This is a genomic window from Microvirga sp. ACRRW (genome assembly GCF_022346925.1).
GTDB lineage: Bacteria > Pseudomonadota > Alphaproteobacteria > Rhizobiales > Beijerinckiaceae > Microvirga.
Map to the genome: position 1 here is coordinate 232,100 of NZ_JAKRNJ010000002.1, position 18,999 is coordinate 251,098.

The window sequence follows — 18,999 nt, forward strand, 5'->3', positions numbered from 1 at the left end:
CAACCGGACGCAGGCTCAAGGTTTTATCCGGGCCATGGCATGGGCATCCACGAAGGAGCCGCCCCTGAAGGCGAAGCTCCGGTGGGTGCCTTCGACCTCGAAACCGTTCCGCTTGTAAAGCGCGATGGCGGGAGCATTGTCGACATAGACCGTCAACTCGATCCGATTCAGGTTGAGCCAGTCATCGGCAATCATGAGCACTTCCCGCAGCAGGCTGGAGCCGATGCCCCGACCGCGATGATCGTCGTGGACCCCCATGCCGATATTCGCGGCATGGGCGCGCCGGCCGGCTAAGCGGGTCAGTCCGATATGCCCCACGATCTGCTCGTTCAGAAAGGCGGCGAGGCTGACGTTGTTGGCGCCCAGGCTCTCGAGCCATTTGCGTGTCTCTTCGGGTGTCTGGTGCGGCATCCGCAGGGTCCCCCAGCGATAGCCGGGCAGGCTCGCAAGCGCGGCAATGGCCTCGCAATCACTCGGGCGGGTCGCCCGGATCGTGAGCTCTTCGGAAGATACGGGAGGAATGGTCACGGTGCTCTCCTTGGGAAAAGGCGGAGGCGAACCGAACCTGCAAAGCCCTGCTCGTCTCCGCAGGGCTTGGGAAAATGCTCGACGCTTCAGATGCGCAAAGCCTCTCCTGCACGCCCTGCAAGGCGCGTCATAAGAAGGGTTGCGGTCATCATCAGCGTGAACATGAGAAAAATGATATATATTCCTGCTCAACAGGCAAGCCTGTCGCTTCGCTCTTCTTGGAGCATACCGATGCGGATGACCGTTATCGACTGGATCCTGCTTCCCATCTTGATCGCCGTGCTCGCGGGCTTCGCCCTGGGCGCCTACCTGATCGCGGGCTTTTTGGGCTTGGGCATCATTGGCCTCATCATCGGCGTGATGGCCCAACGCATCGAGCTGGAGAAAGACGGCGCCACCAGCAACGACATGACGACCTCGCTCTATGCGCAGCAGATCAAGGCGCAGGAGACGATGACCCGTGCCGAGCGGGCGGAGCGCCGCGAGGAGACGCGGGTGCTCCTGAAGTACCTGTCCGTGGCGAAGATCGTCAGCGCCGGTTTCGTGATCCTCGGCTTCGGATTCTTCTTCCTCTTTCAGCTTGGCTGAACCCGTCTCCAGGCAAAGGCGACGAAGACGGCAACAAGCGTGAGCGCGATACCGAACCAGGTGACGGCATATTGCAGGTGGTTGTTGGGGAGTGTCAGCTGGGTCTGCCCGCCGCGCGGCCAGCCGCCCGGATTAGGCGTGGCATCGGCGTCGATGAGGAAGGGGGCGACGCCTTCGATCCCACGAGCCTGGGCGATGGCTTGAGGATTGCGGGCGAACCAGAGGTTCTTGCCCGGATCGTCATTGGGCGTGAATAGGGTGCGCGCTTCCGGCGCCCGCACGAGGCCAGTGACCGTGACCTCTCCGTCGAGCTGGGATTGCGGGCGCGTGGCCGGGTTCTTCAGGTCGGTAGGCACGAAGCCGCGATTGACCATCACGATCCGGCCCGTGGCGAGCCTCAAGGGCGTGATGATGTAGTAGCCCTGAAGCGGCGCGCCCTGGCGCGAGCCCGGCGCGAGGCCGTAAACGGGAGCCTCCAGATCGTGCAGGAAGGTGCCCGTCACCCGAACCTTCCGGAACTCGTCCTGATCCGCCCGCCAGACGGCCCATTCCGATTCGGGCAGAAGGGCGCCCGGCTCGCCATAGGCGCGGGCTTCGATCTGCTGGATCAGATTTTCCTTCCAGGCCTTGCGCTGAAGCTGCCATGTGCCGAGGCCGATGAGGATCGCCAGGGCGATGAGGGAGGCGATGGCCGGCAGGATGAGCGAGCGGCTCTTGCTTGGGATGGCGGTCACTTCTGGATGCGCCCTTCCGCAGCCTTGTGGTGGTACTGAAGCGCGACCAGCACGCCTTTCGAGGGCCGCACGAGAGCGAGGCTCAAAGCGATGCTCAAGGCCGTCCACATGACGAAGTGCAGCCAGATCGGCGGCGCGAAGGTGAATTCGACCCAGAGGGCGAGCCCGACCACGACGATGCCGACGATGGACATGACGAAGAAGGCCGGGCCGTCGCCGGAATCCGCAAAGGCGAAATCGAGGCCGCAGACCTCGCATTTCGGCCGCACCTTCAGGAAGCCCTGGAACAGGTGCCCTTTCCCGCAGCGCGGGCACAGGCCTTTGAGGCCGGTGATGACAGGCGGGGAGGCGGATTGTTCTTGGGCCACGGTGTTTCTCCGAGTGAGAGCCGTCCCTCAAATGGGAAGGTGAGCCTGAAAAACGAAAGGCGGCTCGAAAGCCGCCCTTGTCAAAGTCTTTTCGCGAGCGGCTTTAGTGGCCGGCAGCGTATCCGCCGTAGCCCCACACGTAGATGGCGGCGAAGAGGAACAGCCACACCACGTCCACGAAGTGCCAGTACCAGGCGGCGAATTCGAAGCCGAGGTGCTGCTTGGGCGTGAAGTCGCCGCGATAGGCGCGCAGCAGGCAGACGGCCAGGAAGATCGTTCCGATGATCACGTGCGCGCCGTGGAAGCCCGTCGCCATGAAGAAGGTGGCGCCGTAGATGTTGCCGCTGAAGCCGAAGGCCGCATGGCTGTACTCGTAGGCCTGCACGAAGCTGAACACGATGCCGAGGAGAACCGTGAGCCACAGGCCGGTCTTGAGGCCCTGGCGGTCATTGTGCAGAAGCGCATGGTGCGCCCAGGTGACCGTGGTGCCGGAGGTCAGCAGGATCAGGGTGTTGAGCAGGGGCAGGTGCCAGGGATCGAAGGTCTCGATGCCCTTCGGGGGCCACACGCCGCCGAGCGCCTCGACGCGCGAGTAGAGCTGCGGGTCGCCGGCATAGAGAGCGGCATCGAAGTAAGCCCAGAACCAGGCTGCGAAGAACATCACTTCGGAAGCGATGAACATCAGCATGCCGTAGCGGTGATGCAGCTGAACCACGCGGGTATGGGAGCCCGTATTGGCCTCGCGCACCACGTCGCTCCACCATGCGATCATGGTGTAAAGCACGCCGATGATGCCCGCGCCGAAGATGTAGGGGCCCAGGTGCATGCTGCCGAAGGCGATGCCCTTCCACCAGGTCACGAACCCGGCTGCCATCAGGAAGGCGCTGACCGCACCGATCAACGGCCACGGGCTCGGTTCAAGAATGTGGTAATCGTGGTTCTTGGCGTGAGCCTCGGCCATTTTAGTCGTCTCCGTGCCTCGATTGTGACTTCGCTTTAGGACGTTTCTGCCCAGCTTGTCACGTTCCTTATTGAACGGTGGGTTGGGTTGAAGAGGTCGCCTCCGCCACCGGCTGCCCGCCCTTGGACGGGAAGTAAGTGTAGGAGAGCGTGATGGAAGAGAGATCCTTCACGTCGGAATCCTGCACGAGGCGCGGATCGATATAGAACACGACCGCCGATTCCAGGGTTTCTCCCGGTTTCAGGGTCTGCTCCGTGAAGCAGAAGCATTCGAGCTTCGAGAAATAGGTGCCCGCAAGGTCCGGCTGGACGTTGTAGGTCGCAATGCCGGTGGCGGGCTTGGTGCCCGTGTTGGTGACCTTGTAATAGACCGTCGTGGTCTCGCCGAGCTTTACCGTAACTTCGGGCTTTTCCGGCGAGAAGCGCCAGCTCAGGCCGGGCGCCACGTTGGCGTCGAAGCGCACGGCAATGGTGCGGTCCATGACATCCGAAGTGTTGCTGTCGCGGGCAATCGGCGTGCCGTCGAAGCCCGTCACCTTGCAGAAGAGATCGTAGAGCGGCACCGAAGCGTAGGCGAGGCCGACCATGCCCACGACCACGCCGAGGCAGGCCCATGCGGTACGGTGCATCTTGCGCTGGTTATGCGGTGCTTCGGTCATTCTGATCTCACAACGGACGATTCAGGACCTGGGGTCCAAGCTTCGCAATCGTGATTGCGAACAGCAGGAGGCAGAGAATGCCGAGCGTCAGGCCCAAAGCGCGGGAGCGGCGCTTGCGGCGCTGCTCTTCCTCGGGAGTGAGGCGATAGGAATTGCGGTCCGTCATCGCTTTACCCCATGACCGGCTGGAAGAAGCCGAAGCCGTGCTCCGCGAGAAGCGTGGCGAACAGCAGGAACAGGTAGAGGATCGAGAAGCCGAAGAGCTGCTGGGCCACGCGCATGGCAGGTTCGCCTTCGCGAAGGCGATAGACCTGAACCGCGAGCGCCAGCATGCCGAGGCCGCCGATGAGCGAGATGATAGCATAGGCGAGACCGCCGAAGCCGAAGAACACCGGCGCCATGCCAAGCGGAGCGAGCAGCACCGTGTAGGCGAGGATCTGGAAGCGGGTGGAATCCGGACCGGCGACATTCGGCATCATGGGGACGCCCGCGCGCTCGTAATCGCCCGACTTCACCAGGGCCAGCGCCCAGAAATGGGGCGGCGTCCACATGAAGATGATGGCGAAGAGGATGACGCTGTCCCATGCCACGGAGCCGGTCACGGCTGCCTGTGCCACGATCGGGGGCAGGGCGCCCGCAGCGCCGCCGATCACGATGTTCTGCGGCGTCGAACGCTTCAGCCACATGGAATAGATGACGACGTAGAAGAAGATGGTGAAGGCCAAGAGGCCCGCCGCCAGCCAGTTGCTGGCAAGGCCCAGGATCAGCACCGAGCCCGCGGAGAGGGTCAGGCCGAAGGCCAGGGCCTCGTTGGGCTGGATCTTGCCGGCCGGGATCGGGCGCTTGCGGGTGCGGGTCATGATCGCGTCGATGTCCGCGTCCCACCACATGTTCAGGCAGCCCGAAGCGCCGCCACCGACGGCGATCATCAGCAAGGAGACGAAAGCCAGAAGAGGATTCACGTCCGGGTGGCTGACGACCATGCCGACGAGCGCCGTGAAAACGACGAGGAACATCACCCGGGGTTTTAGAAGAGCGAAGAAGTCGGACACGTCACCCTGCGAGAGGCCATTGCTGGCGATGCTCTCGTTCTGGGCCTTAGTCAAACTGTTCGACAGGGTGTTCATACCAAATAATCTTCCGAAATGCTGAAAGGGTTGAGGCTTAAATAAAGGCGCCTCTCGATGTCAGCTCCTCGCCGGAAGGCTTCTTCTGCCGAAGCCCTCGGGGGAGGAGCACGGGCGGCTATGGCCGCCCGGCTCAAGTGCTTTAGTGGCCCGTATCCACGATGCGGGGCAGGGTCTCGAACTGGTGGAACGGAGGCGGGGAGGACAGGGTCCATTCCAGCGTCGTCGCACCTTCACCCCACGGATTGTCTCCGGCCTTCTCCTTGCGGACCAGCGCGTAGATCACGCCGAACACGAAGAAGAGGATGCCTGCGCCGAAGATGTAGGAACCGATCGAGGAGACGAGGTTCCAGCCCGCGAAGGCGTCCGGATAATCCGCGTAGCGGCGCGGCATGCCGGACAGGCCGAGGAAGTGCATCGGGAAGAACAGCACGTTGGCGCCGATGAAGGCGATCCAGAAGTGCACCTTGCCGATCCATTCCGGCAGGATGTAGCCGGTGATCTTCGGGAACCAGTAGTAGATACCGGCGAAGATCACGAACACGGCGCCGAGCGACAGCACGTAGTGGAAGTGAGCCACCACGTAATAGGTGTCGTGCATGTAGCGGTCGATGGGAGCGTTCGCGAGCACGACGCCGGTGACGCCGCCGACCGTGAACAGGAACACGAAGCCGATGGCCCACTGCATGGCCGCCGTGAAGCGGATGGAGCCGCCCCACATGGTGGCGATCCACGAGAAGATCTTCACGCCGGTGGGAACCGCGATCACCATCGTGGCGAACACGAAGTAAGCCTGCGTCTGCAGCGAGAGGCCGACCGTGTACATGTGGTGCGCCCACACGACGAAGCCGACGACGCCGATCGCCACCATGGCGTAGGCCATGCCGAGATAGCCGAAGATCGGCTTCTTCGAGAAGGTGGAGATGATGTGCGACACGATGCCGAAGGCCGGCAGGATCATGATGTACACTTCGGGGTGACCGAAGAACCAGAACAGGTGCTGGTAGAGCACCGGATCGCCACCGCCCGACGGATCGAAGAAGGTGGTGCCGAAGTTGCGGTCCGTCAGCAGCATCGTGATGGCGCCGGCGAGAACCGGCAGCGACAGGAGCAGCAGGAACGCGGTCACCAGCATGGCCCAGGCGAACAGCGGCATCTTGTGCAGCGTCATGCCCGGGGCGCGCATGTTGAGGATCGTGGTGATGAAGTTGATCGCGCCCAGGATCGAGGCCGCACCGGCAAGGTGCAGGGCCAGGATGCCGAAGTCGAGAGCAGGGCCCGGGTGTCCGGCGGTCGAGAGCGGGGGATAGACGGTCCAGCCGCCGCCGAAGCCGAGCGAGCCTGGAGCGCCTTCGACGAAGAGCGAGCAGAGCATCAGGGCGAAGGCGGAAACGGTGAGCCAGAACGAGATGTTGTTCATCCGCGGGAAGGCCATGTCCGGTGCGCCGATCATGATCGGGATGAACCAGTTGCCGAAGCCGCCGATAAGGGTGGGCATCACCATGAAGAACACCATGATGAGGCCGTGGCCCGTCACGAAGACGTTGAACGTCTGCGGATTGGAGAAGAACTGCAGGCCGGGCTCCTGGAGCTCCATGCGCATGGCGATCGACAGAATGCCGCCGACGATGCCGGCCGTGAAGCCGAAGAGAAGGTAGAGAGTGCCGATATCCTTGTGGTTCGTGGAATAGAACCAGCGGCGCCAGAAGCCTGGAAGATGATCGTGGTGATCCGCGTGAGCGGCATCAGCTGCATGTGCCATGATGCGACCTCTATGGTCCTTGTTTTTAAATTACTGAGCGTTCGCGAACTTGAGCGGAGCCGTGTTGTCCGTCGAAGCATACTTCTGCTTCGACTCGGCAAGCCAGGCGGCATATTGCTGCTCGCTCACGACGCGGATCTCGATCGGCATATAGGGGTGACCGTTGCCGCAAAGCTCCGAGCACTGACCGTAATAAACGCCTTCCTTCTCGGCCTTGAACCAGGTTTCGTTCAGGCGTCCGGGAATGGCATCGACCTTGATGTAGAAGGACGGAAGCGCGAAGGCGTGGATCACGTCGGCCGAGGTGACCTGGACGCGAACGACCTTGCCGACCGGCACGACCATAGCGTTGTCGGCGCCGAGCAGGCGCGGCTGGTCGGGCTTCAGGGCAGCCTGGTCGGTGATCATGTTCGAGTCGAACTTGAAGCCGCCCTGATCGGCCGGGTACTCGTAGCCCCAGTACCAGGAATAGCCGGTGGCCTTGATCACCACGTCGGCCTGCGGCGGAACGAGCTGCTGGCGCAGGAGGCGGAACGAGGGGATGGCGATCGCCACAAGGATCAGCACCGGAACGATGGTCCATGCGACCTCGAGCAGGGTGTGGTGGGTGGTCCTGGACGGAACCGGATTCTTCCGCTCATTGAAGCGGGCGATGATCACCAGGAGCAGCGCCAGCACGAAAAGGCAGATTCCGGTGATCAGCCAAAGCAGGTAGGTGTGGAAGTCGGAGACGCTCTGTCCCAACTCGGTCACCATCTCCTGCATGCCGGTTTCCCAAGGGGAAGGGCGGCCTGCGGCGGCCCATGCCTCACTTATGCCCAACACAAGTGCGACCGCTGCCGTGGAGAGGGCGGTCACCGATCGACGTGCATTCTCGATCCGCATCGGCGTTCCAAAGCTCCTAAAAGATACGGTGGCCGGATGGCCACGAAAGCATAAAGGGACAGCGTGGGCGTGCGAAAATCGGCGCCCAGCTTGCGCCGTCACTTTAGATTTGTGCCAAAGACCACAGGACGCGCCGAAGCGCAACGGTTCTCTGATCGCAATTTATGCGTCATAACCGCCAAACCCGTTTGTGATCCCCACTTATCCGGCTCTCGCTTGACATCGTGGCCCCTGGCATGGTCCCAACGGCCAAAGATTTGGATCGGAGCGGCTCAAGCCGCTGCCCTTGTTAAAGGGGCTCAAGAAGGAGAGGCCGATGGGCGTGTCACATTGGATCCGCTATGGGGCGGCTGCATTCCTGGGATTGTCGGCTCTGGCGGCCGCGGGCGGCGCCGGTGCTCAGGGCATGGTGAAGAACACCTATGGCGACTGGCAAATGCGCTGCGAAACCCCTGCGGGTGCCACGGCCGAACAATGCGCTCTCGTCCAGAACGTGGTGGCGGAGGACCGCCCCAACGTCACGCTGGTGATTATTGTGTTGAAAACCGCCGATGCCAAAAGCCGGCTGCTTCGCGTGGTTGCTCCCCTTGGTATCCTCCTGCCGTCCGGCCTTGGCCTGAAGATCGACCAGACGGATATCGGCCGGGCCGGATTCGTGCGCTGCCTGGCCACGGGTTGCGTTGCCGAGGTTGTCATGGAAGATAATCTCATCAACCAGATGAAGACGGGGCAAGCTGCCACCTTCATCGTGTTCCAGACGCCCGAGGAGGGCATCGGCATTCCCGTCTCGCTGAACGGATTCGCGACCGGGTTCGATGCGCTTCCATAAAGATAGCAAGAAACAAGCTGGGGGATCCGATGGCTAAGGGTTTGAGTGCGAAGGCGGGAGCGGCGCTGTCCGTTCTGGGCGTCCTTGTTCTGGCGGGATGCGCGTCTCCCGGCGAGAGCGGCGGCATGGGCATCGGCGAGATGCTGATGACGGGCGGCGCCACGCTCGCGCCGGTCCAGACCACGCCCACGGCGGATGTGTATTGCCCGCCCGTGACGGTCTTCGAGGGCGGCTCCGCCATTCAGGCCTATGCCGGCGGCCGCACCGGCGACGCGTCAGCCCTGCGCAGCCAGATCGCGATCAGCAACCTCGCCCGCGAATGCGCGGGCCAGCCCGACGGCTCCACCCTCGTGAAGGTGGGCGTCGAGGCCCGCGCGCTCCTGGGCGCCGGTGGAGGAGCAGGCCGCTACAACGTCCCGGTCCAGGTCGTGGTGAAGGGCCGCTCGGGCGTGATCGCCACCCGCAGCCGCACAGGCGTTGCGGCCATCCCGGCCGGCGGCACGCAGGCCAGCGTCACCGTGGTCGAGGAGGGCATCCTGGTGCCTGCCTCCCAGGCCAATGAGTTCGAGATCGAAGTGGGCCTCGGCGGCCGCCAGGGTCGCCGCGGTTAAGCAGCCGCCAGGCTCTTAGGAGAGGGCGGCTGAGCCCGCTCTCTGGCTCAGGGGCATGGCGAGTACCTTGTCGATCCGGCGCTCGTCCAGGTCGATCACCTCCAAACGCCATCCCAGCACGTCGACGAACTCGCCCGTGCTGGGCAGGCGCTGCAACTCACTGATCACCAGCCCGCCGACCGTATGATAGCTGCGGGCCTCGGGCAGGGTGATGCCCAGAACATCCGCCATCTCATCGACGGGCATGGAGCCCGCGAGCAGCCAAGAGCCGTCCTCGCGGCGCACGGCGTCGGGTTCCGGCGCCTCGCCGTCGGAGCGGAAGGCGCCGACGATGGCCTCCAGCGCATCCGCCGGGGTCACGACGCCTTCGAAATGCCCGTACTCGTCATGGACGAGCGCCATCGGGACTTCCGAGTCACGCAGGATCGCTAGCGCGTCCAGGGCATACAGCGTGTCCGGAATGACCGGCGCGGTCTGGATCTGCGCGCGGATGTCGAGGGGCTGGCCCGAGAGCAGGGAGGCCAGAAGCGCACGCGACTGCACGACGCCGATGACGTTGTCGGGCGAGCCCTCACTGACCGGCAGGCGCGAGTGAGGCGTTTCCATCAGGAGCGCGCGGATCGATTCCTCGTCATCGTCGAGATCGATCCAGTCCACGTCCGTGCGCGGGGTCATGAGGCCGCGCACCGTCCGGTCGCCGAGGCGCAGGACGCCCGAGATCATGCGACGCTCCTGCTCTTCGATCACGCCGGCACTCTCGGCCTCGCCGACGAGGTGCTTGATCTCCTCTTCGGTCACCGTCGAGCTGTCGTCCGAGGACGTGCCGAGCAGCTTGAAGATCATGCCCGTGGAGGCGTTGAGAAGCCAAACGGCGGGGGCGGCGACCTTCGAGAGCACCAGCATGAGCGGGGCCATCGTGCAGGCGATGCCTTCCGGGTGACGCAGGGCGAGCTGCTTAGGCACCAGCTCGCCGATCACGATGGAGAGATAGGTGATGATGCTGATGACGATGCCGAAGCCGAGCGGTTCCGCGGCACCTTCCGGCATGCCCTGATCCATGAGGATCTGCGACAGGCGGTCGCCGAGGGCCGCGCCCGAGAAGGCGCCGGCCAGGATGCCCACGAGGGTGATGCCGATCTGAACGGTGGAGAGGAAGCGCCCCGAATCTTCCATGAGGGTCAGGGCTGTATTGGCTCCGGAACGTCCCTGTTCGGCCATGGCTTTGAGCCGAGGCCTTCGAGCGGACACGATAGCGAGTTCTGAAAGCGCGAAAACGCCGTTCAGGGCGACGAGAGCGATAGCGATGATCAGTTCGAGCAACGATGTCAGGAGCTGCCGACCGGATCAGGCCGCGCTTTCCCCCTTCTGTGAATGATGGCCTAACATGGGGGGTTGAAGCCCTGCCGTCAATTAAGGCGGGGAGATAATGATTGCGGCACCCTGCTTTGTTGACAGGATCGCAATTCCTCTTCAGAGCTTAAGTCAGCCGATGATCCCCGCGGAAGAGACCGGGCCAAGAGCCCGGCGCCGAAGGCGCAACCGCCCCGGAAACGCTCAGGCCAAAGGACCGCGCGGGAGCTGGCACTCTGGAAAGCGGCGATGCTTGAAGAAGCCTCGCCCACCGACGGGCGTAACCTGCCGCGTAAGCGGTTTAGGGAAATCTCTCAGGTCTCGTGACAGAGGGGGCGCAGAGCAACGGGCCGCAAGGCTCGATGAAACGCGCACCTTTGAGGGAACACGATGGCCGGGCCTGCGAACAGCGATCAGCCGCTTCTGAAAACGCCGCTTCATGCCGAGCATGTGGCGCTTGGCGCCCGCATGGTGCCGTTTGCCGGCTTCGACATGCCGGTACAGTACCCCACCGGCATCATGACCGAGCACAACTGGACCCGCGAGCATGCGGGCCTGTTCGACGTCTCGCATATGGGCCAGGCCTTCCTCGTCACCGATGACAAGAACCACGAGACCGTGGCCAAGGCTCTCGAGACGCTGATCCCCGCCGATGTGCTGAACCTGAAGCCGAACCAGCAGCGCTATTCGCAGCTGCTTGCGGACGATGGCGGCATTCTCGACGACCTGATGGTCACTCGCGTCGGCGCTCCCGGTCATGAGGGCTGGCTTTATCTCGTCGTCAACGCTTCCATGAAGGAGCAGGACTACGCGCATATCCAGGCGCGCCTGCCGAAGGGCGTTACGCTCAACCGTAAGGACGGCCTCGCGCTCATGGCGCTGCAGGGCCCGTCCGCCGAAGGCGTTCTCGCAAAGCTCGCGCCCGAGACCAAGGATCTGCCCTTCATGATGTCCGCCGATGTGCAGATCGACGGCATGTGGTGCCACGTCTCCCGCTCCGGCTACACGGGCGAGGACGGCTATGAGATTTCCTGCAAGGCGGAAGATGCGGCAAAGCTCTGGAACAAGCTGCTCGAGAATCCGGAAGTGAAAGCCATCGGCCTCGGCGCGCGCGACTCGCTTCGTCTCGAAGCGGGCCTGTGCCTCTACGGCCACGACATCGACACCACGACCTCGCCCATCGAGGCTGGCCTCATCTGGTCGATCCAGAAGCGCCGCCGCGAGGAGGGGGGCTTCCCCGGTGCTGCGCGCGTTCAGCGCGAGATCAAGGAAGGTGCCGCCCGCGTGCGCGTCGGCATTCAGCCGGAAGGCCGCGCGCCTGCCCGTGAAGGCAGCGTGATCACCACGCCCGACGGGCGCGAGGTCGGCATCGTCACCTCCGGCGGCTTCGGTCCCACCGTCAACGGCCCGGTTGCCATGGGTTATGTGTCGAAGGACGCATCCGCTATCGGCACCGATCTTCATCTCATCGTTCGCGGCAAGCCGCTGCCTGCAAAGGTCGCCGCCATGCCGTTCGCTCCGCATCGTTACAAGCGCTAATCCCAGGGGGAGTTAAAAACCATGACCACGCGTTACACCAAGGATCACGAATACATCCGCGTCGAAGGCGATGCAGGCATCGTCGGCATTTCCGACTATGCTCAGGCTCAGCTCGGCGACGTCGTGTTCGTGGAGCTGCCGAGCGTCGGCAAGAATCTCTCGAAGGGCGATGAAGCCGCTGTCGTCGAGAGCGTGAAGGCCGCAAGCGAAGTCTACGCTCCGGTTTCCGGCGAAGTCGTCGAGGTCAACAGCGATCTCGAAGCCACCCCCGGCACCGTCAACGAAGATGCCGCCGGTCGCGGCTGGTTCCTGAAGCTGCGCCTCACGAACCCGAGCGAGCTCGACGGTCTCATGACCGAAGAGCAGTACCAGGCTTTCGTGAAGTCGATTTCGTAATCGAGAGCGTCCAACTAATCTCTGTCCTCATCCTGAGGAGGCGCGTAAGCGCCGTCTCGAAGGAGGTTCGAGAGTTCACTGGAGACGCCTCGCCCTTCGAGACGCCCACTGCGCGGGCTCCTCAGGGTGAGGCTCGGTCGAGAACGAAAAGTTAGGCATGGCAATGGCACACGAATACACGGCCACTGTGGTTTGGAAACGCGGGGAGGGCGAGGCCTTCTCCGACAACAAATACAGCCGTGGCCATCGCTGGTCGTTCGACGGCGGCATCACGGTGCCTGGATCGGCATCGCCCTCCGTCGTGCCGTTGCCGCTCTCGCGCGAAGATGCCGTAGATCCGGAGGAGGCCTTCGTGGCGGCGATCTCCAGCTGTCACATGCTCACCTTTCTCGGCATTGCCGCCAAGAAGCGCTTCGTCATCGATCTCTATGAAGACATGGCCGTCGGTGTCATGACGCCGAACGAGAACGGCAAGCTCTTCGTCTCGAAAGTCACGCTCGATCCGGTGATCGAGTTCTCTGGCGACAAGATGCCGACGCCCGAGCAGATCGCCGACATGCACCACCTCGCTCACAAAGAATGCTTCATCGCGAATTCCGTTCTTACGGAGATCGTGGTGAAGGGCATTCCCTCGCACTAACCCAAGGTTTTCAACCGATGCGTTATCTGCCTCTTTCCGATACCGATCGCAGCGAGATGCTCGCGCGCATCGGCGTCAAGAATGTCGACGAGCTGTTCGCCGACGTGCCGAAGAACCTGCTTCTGAAAGCACCCGTCGATCTGCCGCGCCGCAAGGGCGAGCTGGAGGTGGAGCGCATCCTCTCCCGCATGTCCTCCAAGAACGTTCCGGCCTCGTCCGTGCCGTTCTTCGTGGGCGCGGGCGCCTACAAGCACCATGTGCCGGCGACCGTCGATCACCTGATCCAGCGTTCCGAATTCCTGACGAGCTACACGCCGTATCAGCCTGAGATCGCTCAAGGCACGCTGCAATATCTCTTCGAGTTCCAGACGCAGGTGGCGGCGCTCACCGGCATGGAAGTGGCGAACGCCTCCATGTATGACGGCTCCACCGGCACAGGCGAAGCGGTGCTCATGGCGCACCGCGTCACCAAGCGCCGCAAGGCCGTTCTCTCGGGTGGCCTGCATCCGCATTACGCCGAAGTGGTGCGCACGCTCTCCGACATGGCGAGCGACCAGGTCGTCACCATGAAGCCGGATGTTGCCGGCAGCGAAGACATTCTCTCGCAGATCGACGACACCACCTCCTGCGTCGTCGTGCAGTCGCCGGACGTGTTCGGCAACGTGCGCGACCTCAAGCCGATTGCCGAGAAGGCGCACAAGCATGGCGCGCTGCTGATCGCCGTGTTCACCGAAGTCGTCTCGCTCGGTCTCGTTGCCTCTCCTGGCAGCCAGGGCGCCGACATCGTTGTCGGCGAAGGCCAGTCCATCGGCAACGCGCTCAACTTCGGCGGACCCTATGTGGGCCTCTTCGCCGCGCAGTCGAAGTACATCCGCCAGATGCCGGGCCGCCTCTGCGGCGAGACGGTGGACGCGGACGGCAATCGCGGTTTCGTGCTGACCCTCTCCACGCGCGAGCAGCATATCCGCCGCGACAAGGCGACCTCGAATATCTGCACCAATTCGGGCCTCTGCGCGCTGGCCTTCACCATTCACATGACGCTGCTCGGTGAAACGGGCCTCAAGCGTCTTGCGCGCGTGAACCATGCGAACGCGATCAAGCTCGCTGACCAGCTCAGCAACGTGAAGGGCGTCGAGGTTCTGAACAAGACCTTCTTCAACGAGTTCACCGTGAAGCTCGCAAAGCCTGCGGCTGAAGTGGTTGAAGCACTCGCCAAAAAGGGCGTGCTTGCGGGCGTGCCCGTGTCGCGCCTGCTGCCGGGTGCCGGCCTCGACAACCTGCTGCTCGTGGCTTCCACCGAAGTGAACACCGATGATGATCGCGCGGCCTTCTGTGCCGCCTTGAAGGAGGTTCTGTGATGTTGAACCGCCAGGGACGTCCCTCTTCCGCCGGTCAGGCCGGCACCAGTAACGCGCATCCGACCTTCACCGGCAACAAGGCGCTGGCGCAGGTCGAGCCGCTGCTCTTCGAGATCGGCCGCTATGATACGACCGGCGTCGATATCGACGAGCCGGAGGCTTTCACGCCGCGCCTCGGCGGCCTGGAGCGCAAGGAGGCCATCGGCCTTCCGGGGCTCTCCGAGCCCGAGACCATGCGCCATTTCGTGCGCCTGTCTCAGCAGAATTACGGCATCGATACGGGCCTCTTCCCGCTCGGTTCCTGCACCATGAAGCACAATGCGCGTCTCAACGAGCGCATGGCGCGCCTGCCGGGCTTCTCGGACGTGCATCCGCTGCAGCCGGTTTCCACGGTACAGGGCGCGCTCGAGTTGATGAACGAGCTGGCGCATTACCTCATGACGCTCACCGGCACGAAGGCGGTTTCGCTGTCGCCGAAGGCCGGCGCGCATGGCGAGCTCTGCGGCATGATGGCGATCAAGGCCGCCATCGAAGCCAAGGGCGAGGGTAAGACGCGTAACGTGGTGCTCGTGCCCGATTCCGCGCACGGCACGAACCCGGCCACCGCAGCTTTGATCGGTTTCGTCGTGAAGCCGGTTCCGGCCCGCGAAGACGGCTGGGTGCATGTGGAGGACGTGAAGGAGCGTCTCGGTCCCGATGTGGCCGCGATCATGCTCACGAACCCCAACACCTGCGGCCTCTTCGAGCCTCAGGTGGTTGAGATCGCCAAGGCGGTTCACGATGCGGGCGGTTACTTCTATTGCGACGGCGCGAACTTCAACGCCATCGTCGGTAAAGCGCGTCCCGGCGATCTCGGCGTCGATGCCATGCATATCAACCTGCACAAGACCTTCTCGACGCCTCACGGCGGCGGCGGCCCGGGCTCCGGCCCGGTGGTGCTCTCCGAGCGCCTCGCGCCTTACGCGCCGGTTCCGTTCGTGCGCATGGGCAAGAACGGTTTCGAGCTGGTGGAAGAGGCATCTGACGCTGCTGAGAAGCCTTTCGGCCGCATGACCGCTTTCCACGGCCAGATGGGCATGTATGTGCGCGCGCTGTCCTACATGCTCTCGCATGGTTCGGACGGTATGAAGCAGGCTTCCGAAGACGCCGTGCTCAACGCCAACTACATCCGCGCCGGTCTCTCCGACCTGATGTCGCTGCCCTTCGGCGACAAGCCGTGCATGCACGAAGTGCTGTTCGACGATGCGTGGCTGAAGGATACGGGCGTGACCACGCTCGATGTGGCGAAGGCCATGATCGACGAGGGCTATCACCCGATGACCATGTACTTCCCGCTGGTGGTGCATGGCGCGATGCTGATCGAGCCGACGGAATCCGAATCGAAGTCGTCCCTCGATCTCTTCGTCGCGGCCCTGCGCGATCTCGCCATGGCCGCGAAGAACGGCGACACGGAACGCTTCACCGGCGCTCCCTACCACGCCCCGCGCCGCCGTCTCGACGAGACCCGTGCTGCGCGCAGTCCGATCCTCAAATGGACAAAGCCGGATCCGGTCGCGGAAGCGGCGGAGTAAGGCTCCCGAAAACGCAAATGCCCGGCCATGTGCCGGGCATTTTTTTGTGAAGATCATATCGTCATCCCGGGACCGCGGAGCGGAACCCGGGATCGCGTGACGAGAATGGCGCTTTATTCTGCGGACGATCCCGGATCTGCGCTGCGCTTCGTCCGGGATGACGCTGGGCCTACGCGAGCGCCTGCACTGCCCCCGATAAATCCGTCATCTGCTCAATGACAACCGGGGCACCCGCCTGCCGCAAACTCTCCGCATGTCCAGGCCCGCAATGCCCTCCGCCCGTAAAGCCGATCACAGGCATTCCTGCTGCAATCGCGGCTTGAACGCCTGCGGGGGAATCCTCGATCACGATGCAGTCTTCACGCTTGGCGCCCATCCGTTCTGCGGCGAGCAAAAACAGGTCCGGCGCAGGCTTGCCGCGCGTGACCATCGTCGCGCTGAAAACGTTTTCGAAAAGATCGGCGAGGCCTGTCACACGCAGCGACAAGGCGATTCGCTCCGGCACGGAGGACGACGCGACGCAGCGCGGATAGGGCAGGGCAAGAATGGCGTCGCGCACGCCTGCGATGGGCTTCAGGTCGGTCTCGAAGCGCGCGAAAAGGGTGCGGTTGATCCGTTCCGTGAGATCCGCAGGCAACGTGCAGGCATGGTCCGCCTCGATGCGGGCGATCATGTCCTTCATGCTCTTGCCGACGAATTGCCGCGTAATCTCCTCAGCAGTGTAGGGCAGGCCGAGGGCGCCCAGAACATCGGCGTCCACCTGGCAGGCAAGCGGTTCTGAATCCACCAGAACGCCGTCGCAATCGAAAATCAGCAGCATGGTTTCTCTCAGCAAAAAGGCCGCCTTTGAGGGCGGCCTTTGAAACATTGCGTTGTTTGCGAAGCTTATTGCAGCTTCGTGCGCACGTCGTTGAGGCCCTTGGACACCAGTGCCGAAGCGGCGTTTCCGGTGACCTCCTGGCGCAGTACGCGCTCGGAAGCCTTGACGGCGGCGTCGACGGCGGCGGCGCGGACCTCGGCGGAGGCCTGAGCCTCGGCCTGGGCGATCTTCGCTTCGGCGGAAGCGGTGCGGCGCTGCACGAAGTCGGCCATCTTCTCCTGAGCCTCGCGGGCCAGGCGCTCGGCCTCGTCCTTGGCGTTGGAGACGATCTCGGCGGCTTCGCGCTCGGCGGCGGCGCGCTTGGCTTCGAATTCCTTCAGGAGCTTCTCGGCGTCCTCACGCAGGCGCTTGGCCTCGGTGAGTTCGTCGGCGATGCGCTTGCCGCGGGAATCGAGCTGTTTTCCGACATTGCCGGGAACGCCGTAATAGAACAGGACGCCGATGAAGATGAAGAGGGCGACGGCGACCCAGAAAGTGGGATTGGCAAGAAGCGCGGACATGGGGCTCTCCTTACGCCTTGGTCTGATCGAGGGCGGCTTCGACCGTCTGCGGAGCAGGGGCCTTGCCGGTGATCCGTTCGACGATGGCTGTAGCCGTCTCGGCGGCGATGCCGCGGACATGGCTCATGGCCTGCGTCTTCTTGGCAGCGATGGTGGCCTCGGATTCGGCCAGACGCTTGTTGAGGTCGGCTTCCAGGCCCTTGCGCTTGGCGTCGCTCTCAGCGGCGAGCTTGGCGCGGGTTTCCTGGGCGAGAGCCTGAGCGCGGCCCTTGGCCTCGGCCAGAGCCTTCTCGTAGGCGGCGCCTGCCTCTTCCGCGCGGGTCTTCATGGCGGCAGCCTCGTCGAGATCCTTCGCGATCAGCGAACGGCGGTTCTCGATGATGCCGGAAAGACGCGGCAGAACGAACTTCGAGAGAAGCGTGTAAAGCAGCACGAAGGTGATCGCGAGCCAGATGAGCTGACCAGCGAAGGTTTCCGTCGCGAAAGGCGGGAAGGTGGCATCCGCCGGGTGGGCGCCGCCGTGTGCTTCCGTACCAGCCTGGGTCGTCTGAGCCTGAGCCATTGAAATGGTCCTGGAATGTGGAAATGACGGCGGGTTGTCCGCCGTCACTGTCTCAAGCAAGGCACGCAATGCGCCTTGCTCTCCCGATCACCGAAGGAAGTGGATTAGGTGAACAGCAGGAGAAGGGCGACGACGAGGCAGAAGATGCCGAGACCTTCCGCGAGCGCCGCACCGATGAACGCGCGAGCGAACTGGCCGTCGGCAGCCGACGGGTTACGCAGAGCGCCCGACAGGAAGTTGCCGAAGATGTTGCCGACGCCGAGAGCGGCGAGGCCCATGCCGAAGCAGGCGAGGCCTGCGCCGAGGTATTTGAAAGCGATAGGATCCATCGTGATCTCCTAGGGGTGATGATCGGGAGAGAGGAAGGGGACGACGCCGAGCCTTAGTGTCCCGGGTGCAAAGCGTCGTTGAGGTAGATGCAGGTCAACACCGTGAAGACATAGGCCTGCAGAGCGGCGACGAGGAACTCGAGCGCCGTAAGACCAACCGCCATGAGAAGCGGAAGAGGGGAAAGAAGAGCGATGCCGATGCCGGCGGTGCCGAGCGACACCACGAAGCCGCCGAAGACCTTCAGAGCGATGTGGCCGGCGAGCATATTCGCGAAGAGACGCAGCGAGAGCGAAATCGGACGCGAGAGGAAGGAGATGATCTCAATCACGGTGATGAAGGGCAACAGCCAGCCCGGCACGCCCGACGGCGTGAAGAGGTGCAGGAAGTGCAGTCCGTGAGCAACGAAACCGTAGACGATGACGGTACCGATCACCAGAAACGCGAGCGCGAAGGTCACGACGATCTGGCTGGTGGTGGTGAAGAAGCCGGGGATCATGCCGAGCAGGTTTGCCGTCAGCACGAACATGAAGAGCGAGAACACGAAGGGGAAGAACTTCATGCCTTCGCGGCCCGTCGTGTCGGTCAGGGTGTTCGCCACGAAATCGTGCAGAATTTCGGCAACCGACTGAGCGCGACCGGGGATCAGCGCCTTCTTGCGGGTGGCATAAAGCAGGCCGCCGACGATGACGGCGGCTGCGCCGATCATGAACAGCGATGAATTGGTGAAATTGATGGCGGGAATGATGGGCTTGACCTGGAATTGCTCGATCGGGCTAGCCATGATCCGCTCTCAAATCCTGTTGTTGCGCTGCTGTATAAACG

General features: G+C 63.3%; 23 protein-coding genes and 1 riboswitch. Of the genes, 8 read left to right on the forward strand and 15 right to left on the reverse strand.

Annotated features, from left to right (window positions below; translation table 11 throughout):
- Positions 1-15 precede the first annotated feature (15 nt).
- On the reverse strand, positions 16-528 hold the full coding sequence (locus MHY87_RS05325; RefSeq protein ID WP_239350142.1) for a GNAT family N-acetyltransferase: 513 nt from the start codon (positions 526-528) through the stop codon (positions 16-18).
- A gap of 231 nt (positions 529-759) precedes the next feature.
- Here MHY87_RS05325 and MHY87_RS05330 point away from each other — a divergent pair, with 231 nt between their 5' ends.
- Positions 760-1,116 carry a hypothetical protein gene (locus MHY87_RS05330; protein WP_239350144.1) on the forward strand — a complete coding sequence of 119 codons (357 nt, stop codon included), beginning with the start codon at positions 760-762 and terminating at the stop codon, positions 1,114-1,116.
- Here the strand turns inward: MHY87_RS05330 and MHY87_RS05335 are convergent.
- The 8 genes from MHY87_RS05335 to coxB all read right to left on the reverse strand — a co-directional run bounded on the left by MHY87_RS05335 (position 1,104) and on the right by coxB (position 7,611).
- Positions 1,104-1,850, reverse strand: coding sequence for an SURF1 family protein (locus MHY87_RS05335; RefSeq protein ID WP_239350146.1), 747 nt, complete (start codon positions 1,848-1,850; stop codon positions 1,104-1,106). The genes MHY87_RS05330 and MHY87_RS05335 overlap by 13 nt on opposite strands.
- Positions 1,847-2,218, reverse strand: a complete 372-nt coding sequence (locus tag MHY87_RS05340; RefSeq protein ID WP_239350148.1) for a DUF983 domain-containing protein — start codon at positions 2,216-2,218, stop codon at positions 1,847-1,849. Before MHY87_RS05340 ends, MHY87_RS05335 begins: the two co-directional genes overlap by 4 nt.
- Positions 2,219-2,321: 103 nt before the next feature.
- Entirely contained in the window at positions 2,322-3,179 is an 858-nt protein-coding gene (locus tag MHY87_RS05345; protein WP_239350150.1) for a cytochrome c oxidase subunit 3, read from the reverse strand.
- A 67-nt stretch (positions 3,180-3,246) separates the two neighbouring features.
- A complete protein-coding gene (locus MHY87_RS05350) occupies positions 3,247-3,837 on the reverse strand; it encodes a cytochrome c oxidase assembly protein (protein WP_239350152.1) in 591 nt (196 codons plus the stop codon).
- Positions 3,838-3,844: 7 nt separating this feature from the next.
- Positions 3,845-4,003 carry a hypothetical protein gene (locus MHY87_RS05355; RefSeq protein ID WP_239350154.1) on the reverse strand — a complete coding sequence of 53 codons (159 nt, stop codon included), beginning with the start codon at positions 4,001-4,003 and terminating at the stop codon, positions 3,845-3,847.
- A 4-nt stretch (positions 4,004-4,007) separates the two neighbouring features.
- Positions 4,008-4,964: a heme o synthase gene (locus tag MHY87_RS05360; RefSeq protein WP_239350156.1), complete on the reverse strand. Its 957-nt coding sequence runs from the start codon at positions 4,962-4,964 to the stop codon at positions 4,008-4,010.
- A 142-nt stretch (positions 4,965-5,106) separates the two neighbouring features.
- Positions 5,107-6,726 carry a cytochrome c oxidase subunit I gene (gene ctaD, locus MHY87_RS05365; protein ID WP_239350158.1) on the reverse strand — a complete coding sequence of 540 codons (1,620 nt, stop codon included), beginning with the start codon at positions 6,724-6,726 and terminating at the stop codon, positions 5,107-5,109.
- 30 nt (positions 6,727-6,756) lie between these two features.
- Positions 6,757-7,611, reverse strand: coding sequence for a cytochrome c oxidase subunit II (gene coxB, locus MHY87_RS05370; protein WP_239350160.1), 855 nt, complete (start codon positions 7,609-7,611; stop codon positions 6,757-6,759).
- A gap of 316 nt (positions 7,612-7,927) precedes the next feature.
- Here coxB and MHY87_RS05375 point away from each other — a divergent pair, with 316 nt between their 5' ends.
- Both MHY87_RS05375 and MHY87_RS05380 read left to right on the forward strand, forming a co-directional pair.
- Positions 7,928-8,440 (forward strand): invasion associated locus B family protein, encoded by a 513-nt coding sequence (locus tag MHY87_RS05375; protein ID WP_239350162.1) that lies wholly within the window; start codon positions 7,928-7,930, stop codon positions 8,438-8,440.
- A 29-nt stretch (positions 8,441-8,469) separates the two neighbouring features.
- Positions 8,470-9,051, forward strand: a complete 582-nt coding sequence (locus MHY87_RS05380) for a hypothetical protein (RefSeq protein WP_239350164.1) — start codon at positions 8,470-8,472, stop codon at positions 9,049-9,051.
- A 15-nt stretch (positions 9,052-9,066) separates the two neighbouring features.
- Here the strand turns inward: MHY87_RS05380 and MHY87_RS05385 are convergent, their stop codons facing one another.
- Positions 9,067-10,371, reverse strand: coding sequence for a hemolysin family protein (locus MHY87_RS05385; protein ID WP_239350166.1), 1,305 nt, complete (start codon positions 10,369-10,371; stop codon positions 9,067-9,069).
- Between the two features lie 169 nt (positions 10,372-10,540).
- Positions 10,541-10,631: riboswitch (glycine riboswitch) on the forward strand.
- A 160-nt stretch (positions 10,632-10,791) separates the two neighbouring features.
- On the opposite strand from MHY87_RS05385, the gene gcvT reads away from it, so the two are divergent.
- The 5 genes from gcvT to gcvPB all read left to right on the forward strand — a co-directional run bounded on the left by gcvT (position 10,792) and on the right by gcvPB (position 15,905).
- Entirely contained in the window at positions 10,792-11,940 is a 1,149-nt protein-coding gene (gcvT, locus tag MHY87_RS05390) for a glycine cleavage system aminomethyltransferase GcvT (RefSeq protein ID WP_239350168.1), read from the forward strand.
- A gap of 21 nt (positions 11,941-11,961) precedes the next feature.
- Complete coding sequence (gene gcvH / locus MHY87_RS05395) at positions 11,962-12,336, forward strand: glycine cleavage system protein GcvH (RefSeq protein WP_239350170.1); 375 nt, start codon at positions 11,962-11,964, stop codon at positions 12,334-12,336.
- Between the two features lie 163 nt (positions 12,337-12,499).
- The gene (locus MHY87_RS05400; RefSeq protein ID WP_239350700.1) at positions 12,500-12,976 is read left to right on the forward strand and encodes an OsmC family protein; all 477 of its coding nucleotides are present in this window, start codon (positions 12,500-12,502) and stop codon (positions 12,974-12,976) included.
- 17 nt (positions 12,977-12,993) lie between these two features.
- Positions 12,994-14,334 (forward strand): aminomethyl-transferring glycine dehydrogenase subunit GcvPA, encoded by a 1,341-nt coding sequence (gene gcvPA, locus MHY87_RS05405; RefSeq protein WP_239350172.1) that lies wholly within the window; start codon positions 12,994-12,996, stop codon positions 14,332-14,334.
- The gene (gene gcvPB / locus MHY87_RS05410; protein WP_239350174.1) at positions 14,334-15,905 is read left to right on the forward strand and encodes an aminomethyl-transferring glycine dehydrogenase subunit GcvPB; all 1,572 of its coding nucleotides are present in this window, start codon (positions 14,334-14,336) and stop codon (positions 15,903-15,905) included. The genes gcvPA and gcvPB overlap by 1 nt, the downstream gene beginning before the upstream one ends.
- Positions 15,906-16,074: 169 nt before the next feature.
- Here the strand turns inward: gcvPB and MHY87_RS05415 are convergent, their stop codons facing one another.
- The 5 genes from MHY87_RS05415 to MHY87_RS05435 all read right to left on the reverse strand — a co-directional run bounded on the left by MHY87_RS05415 (position 16,075) and on the right by MHY87_RS05435 (position 18,958).
- Positions 16,075-16,725: an HAD family phosphatase gene (locus tag MHY87_RS05415; protein WP_239350177.1), complete on the reverse strand. Its 651-nt coding sequence runs from the start codon at positions 16,723-16,725 to the stop codon at positions 16,075-16,077.
- A gap of 65 nt (positions 16,726-16,790) precedes the next feature.
- On the reverse strand, positions 16,791-17,285 hold the full coding sequence (locus MHY87_RS05420) for an ATP F0F1 synthase subunit B (protein WP_239350179.1): 495 nt from the start codon (positions 17,283-17,285) through the stop codon (positions 16,791-16,793).
- 10 nt (positions 17,286-17,295) lie between these two features.
- Positions 17,296-17,847 carry a F0F1 ATP synthase subunit B' gene (locus MHY87_RS05425; protein ID WP_239350181.1) on the reverse strand — a complete coding sequence of 184 codons (552 nt, stop codon included), beginning with the start codon at positions 17,845-17,847 and terminating at the stop codon, positions 17,296-17,298.
- Between the two features lie 104 nt (positions 17,848-17,951).
- Positions 17,952-18,176, reverse strand: a complete 225-nt coding sequence (locus MHY87_RS05430; RefSeq protein ID WP_027315246.1) for a F0F1 ATP synthase subunit C — start codon at positions 18,174-18,176, stop codon at positions 17,952-17,954.
- Between the two features lie 53 nt (positions 18,177-18,229).
- Positions 18,230-18,958 (reverse strand): F0F1 ATP synthase subunit A, encoded by a 729-nt coding sequence (locus MHY87_RS05435; RefSeq protein WP_239350183.1) that lies wholly within the window; start codon positions 18,956-18,958, stop codon positions 18,230-18,232.
- Positions 18,959-18,999 lie beyond the last annotated feature (41 nt).